5 protein-coding genes are annotated in these 3,988 nt (G+C 64.6%); 1 reads left to right on the forward strand and 4 read right to left on the reverse strand.

Features of this window, described 5'->3' with window-relative positions; all coding sequences use genetic code 11:
- Positions 1–46: 46 nt before the first annotated feature.
- Together IAE38_RS23545 and hutC are read right to left on the reverse strand one after the other, a co-directional pair.
- A complete protein-coding gene (locus IAE38_RS23545) occupies positions 47–649 on the reverse strand; it encodes a HutD/Ves family protein (RefSeq protein WP_201165434.1) in 603 nt (200 codons plus the stop codon).
- Positions 646–1,356: a histidine utilization repressor gene (gene hutC, locus IAE38_RS23550; protein ID WP_174435891.1), complete on the reverse strand. Its 711-nt coding sequence runs from the start codon at positions 1,354–1,356 to the stop codon at positions 646–648. The genes IAE38_RS23545 and hutC overlap by 4 nt, the downstream gene beginning before the upstream one ends.
- Positions 1,357–1,499: 143 nt before the next feature.
- On the opposite strand from hutC, the gene IAE38_RS23555 reads away from it, so the two are divergent.
- The gene (locus IAE38_RS23555; RefSeq protein ID WP_201219571.1) at positions 1,500–2,864 is read left to right on the forward strand and encodes a formimidoylglutamate deiminase; all 1,365 of its coding nucleotides are present in this window, start codon (positions 1,500–1,502) and stop codon (positions 2,862–2,864) included.
- Between the two features lie 32 nt (positions 2,865–2,896).
- Here IAE38_RS23555 and IAE38_RS23560 read toward each other — a convergent pair whose 3' ends face one another.
- The gene (locus IAE38_RS23560; RefSeq protein ID WP_201219573.1) at positions 2,897–3,469 is read right to left on the reverse strand and encodes a lipocalin family protein; all 573 of its coding nucleotides are present in this window, start codon (positions 3,467–3,469) and stop codon (positions 2,897–2,899) included.
- Entirely contained in the window at positions 3,466–3,720 is a 255-nt protein-coding gene (bamE, locus tag IAE38_RS23565; RefSeq protein ID WP_028631969.1) for an outer membrane protein assembly factor BamE domain-containing protein, read from the reverse strand. The genes IAE38_RS23560 and bamE overlap by 4 nt, the downstream gene beginning before the upstream one ends.
- Positions 3,721–3,988: the final 268 nt, after the last annotated feature.

A 3,988-nucleotide genomic window follows, 5' to 3' on the forward strand; every position in this document is an offset into this window, starting at 1 on the left:
CGGCGCATCGCGAGCTGCGCTCGCTCCTACGTTTGTTTCGGGCCAATTATTGCTTTGGGGGTTGTACGCAAAGGAGTTCACGCCCAGTGAGCTCGATCAAGCAACACCGGCCCTGCACTTCCAGCTCCTGCAACCCTTCCCCAGGCTCCAGCCGCAAGCAGTCGTACAAGCCCAACCGCTGCGTGTCCGCGCCTGTGACCGCCACTTCCACCCCACTGGCGGCGGCGAACAGCAGTATCACAGACGCCGAGCTGTACAGCCGGGTGGTGCCCTCCAGCCATTGCAGCCGCGCCTGATACCGCAGCGGGGCATAGATCAGGTTGAAGTCACGGATAGCGCCACCCAGCAGCGTGCAACTCACCTGGCTGGCGCCGTTGAAAGCAAACGCATCGAACGGCAACAGCGGTCGGCTGGACTGCCCGTCCACCAGCAGGCGCATGCCCTCGCCCTGCAGCACGGTGATGACCCGCTGATAACCGACGAAGGCAGAAAAACCACCGGACGCCTCGATATCAGCAATCGACAGCCGCCAGCCAAACCCCTCCAGGCCCTCACCATCGTCGCGGGTGATTTCTTCGGTGAAACCGCCGCCGTTCTTCCAGGGCATGCGTGGGTAGTCGCCTGCACGCAACACCTGCAAGCGGCTCATTTGCTGAACCGCCCTTCCAGGCGATGACGTGAGCCAGGGTGAATCAGCCGCGCAGCCGTGACCGGCTGCCGACCCGACCAGGTGCGGCGGCGAATGAGCAGGCAAGGTTCGCCACGCTCGATCTGCAACAGGCGGCATTCCTCAGGCTCGGCAAGGATCGCCTCCACCACATGCTCGCCCTCGGTCAGTGGCGCGACCTGCGACAAATAGGCGTAAGGCGTCTGCCGGGTGAAGTCCTGTTTCAGGTAGTCCGGCGCGATGGCCGCGTTGACGTAGCGGTCCTCGATCTGCACCGGCGTGCCGTTCTCGAAATGCACGATCAGCGAGTGGAACACCCGCTGCCCCTCACGCATGTCCAGCGCCAGCGCCCGTTCAGAACCCGCCGCCTCTTCGGCCAGGGTAATCACCTGGCAGCTGTGCTGGTGACCACGGGCGGCGATTTCGTCGGCGATGTTGTTGACTTCGAACAGCGCCGAACGCCCTTTGGGCTCGGCCACGAAGGTGCCCACGCCCTGCATGCGCACCAGCAGGCCCTCGGCGGTAAGCTCACGCAAGGCGCGGTTGATGGTCATGCGGCTGAAGCCCAGCTGGTTGACCAGCTCGCTCTCCGAAGGCACGCGGTGATGCGGCGGCCAGCTGCCATTGTCGATCTGCTGGGCGATCATCTGCTTGACCCGCGCATACAGCGGCGCCGGGCCCTCGCCCATCTGGGCAACCAGCGCGGAGACAGGAGGTGTCGGCACGGCGTGGATCCTTGTCGATAGAAATGAACGGTAGCTTGCCGCAGTTTACCCGGCAGGCAAACAGCTGTATATGTATATACAAGCTAATAACAACAGGATTCCTGCCGATGTCCACCTACTTTGCCGAGCGCGCCCTGCTGCCCACCGGCTGGGCCCGCGACGTGCTGATCGAGGTGGCCAGCACTGGCCACATAGCCCGCATCGAGGCTGGGGCATCGCCCGCGGGTGCCGAGCAGGTGAAGGGGCCGCTGCTGCCCGGCATGCCAAACCTGCACTCCCACGCGTTTCAACGGGCCATGGCAGGCCTGGCGGAAGTGGCAGGCAACCCCAATGACAGCTTCTGGACCTGGCGCGACCTGATGTACCGCCTGGTCGGGCAGATCAGCCCCGAGCAGTTGCAGGTCATCGCACGCCAGTTGTACATCGAAATGCTCAAAGCCGGTTATACCTCGGTCGCTGAATTCCACTACGTGCACCACGCCCCGTCCGGCCAGGCTTACGACGACCCGGCCGAGCTGTCCCGGCGTATCAGCGCAGCGGCAGCCGACAGCGGTATTGGTCTCACCTTGTTGCCGGTGCTTTACAGCCACGCAGGTTTCGGCGGCCAGGCACCGAGCGAGGGGCAGCGGCGCTTCATCAACACCACCGGGCACTACCTGGAACTGCAATCGCGGCTGGCCCTGCTGATGGCAGCGCAACCCGCGCAGCGCCTGGGCCTGTGCTTCCATTCGCTGCGGGCAGTAACGCCCGGGCAAATCGCCGATGTACTGACCGCCAGCGACCCACACTGCCCGGTACATATCCACATCGCCGAACAACAGAAAGAAGTGGACGACTGCGTGGCCTGGAGCGGCCTGCGGCCGTTGCAATGGCTGCATGAGCATGTGCAGGTGGACCCGCGCTGGTGCCTGGTGCATGCCACCCATGCCGAGCCCCACGAAGTCACCGCCATGGCCCGCAGCGGCGCAGTGGCCGGGCTGTGCCTGACCACCGAAGCCAACCTGGGTGACGGGATATTCCCGGCGGTGGATTACCTGGCCCAGGGCGGGCGCCTGGGTATCGGCTCGGACAGCCACGTATCACTGAGCGTGGTGGAAGAACTGCGCTGGCTGGAGTATGGCCAACGCCTGCGTGACCAACGGCGCAACCGCCTGCATGGCCGCGAACAACCCATGGTGGGCCGCACACTGTACGACGCGGCCCTTGCAGGTGGGGCCCAGGCGCTGGGGCAACCGGTTGGCGAGCTGGCGGTTGGCAAACGCGCCGACTGGCTGGTACTGGACGGGCACGACCCTTACATCGCAACCGCGAACGGCGATGCCATTCTCAACCGCTGGCTGTTCGCGGGTGGCGACCGCCAGGTAAAGGACGTGATGGTCAACGGCCAGTGGGTGGTGCGCCAGGGGCATCACGCCCAGGAAGAGGCCAGTGCACAGGCCTTTACCCAGGTGTTGCGCGAACTGTTGGGTTGAATGCAACAGGGGTGCCTGGCAGCCCCACCCCGTCAATGCATCTTCACGATCTGCTGATCGGAAGCGCGCCAGACCAGCCGGCTGGTGTCGTAGCCCTGCTGGCGTGCCTTGGCCAGCAAGCTCTCCCGCTGCCAGGCCGGCAAGCTTTGCGTGCGTGACAGAATCCACAGGTATTTGCGGTCCGGGCTCCCGACGATCGCGGTGCGGTAGCGGTCGTCTACGTACAGAATCCAGTAGTCGCCCTTGGCTACGCCCGGCACCAGCTTGGTGAACCAGTTGTCGAATTCTACCCACAGCTTGTCGGTGTGGCCGGGCTCCTGAACCGTGGCATGGCCTTCGGCGCGCAGCCACTCATCGCCCATCGTGCGGCAACGGTTGAGTACGCCAAAGGTGCCGTCCGGCTTCAGGTTGTAGTGGGCTTCGGACTGCTCGCAACCAGCCTGGTAGCGCATGGGCAGGCGCGCCAGCTCATACCACTTGCCCTGGTAACGCTTGAGGTCGACGTTGCCAGCTGTCTTGGGTGCCAGCGGATCATGCGCAGAGCCGGCGCAGCCCCCCAGCAACATGGCCAGGCAGACGCTGATCAACAGGTACAGACGCCTCATTTGAGACCCTGCCCGGAGTACATCAGCACCTTGTCGGAGGCGTACTGCACGCTGATGAAGCTCTTCTCGTCGCCCCAGGTACAGCTACTCATGCCCAGCGCGCCGGAGCACTCGGTAGGCGTGCCGAGCAACTGCTCGACCTCGGCCTTGTTCATACCGGCCTTGAGCCTGGAATAGTTTTCCTGGTTGATCTTGCTGCAGGCGGCCAGAACGACGCACAGCGACAACAGGGCGAGGGAACGCAACGACATGAGGGACACTCCTGACAATGGACACAGGCGAGTGGCCTGCAGTGGCCTTCGACGGGAAAAACGGTCCCAGGTTCCCTGATGCCGTGCTGCGGTGCGCACCAGGTAGGGGGGCGCTGTGCGCTGGGCGCGACGGGGTGCGCGGCAGGCCCTGCGATATCGGCGTTTTTATGGGAAAGGGGGCGCTGTGCGCCCCATCGCGAGCTGCGCTCGCTCCTACAACGGCGGGGGGGGGGGGGAAAGAAGCGGGGGCCGGGAGCCTGCAGGAATT

This window comes from Pseudomonas sp. S32 (genome assembly GCF_016648095.1).
GTDB lineage: Bacteria > Pseudomonadota > Gammaproteobacteria > Pseudomonadales > Pseudomonadaceae > Aquipseudomonas > Aquipseudomonas parafulva.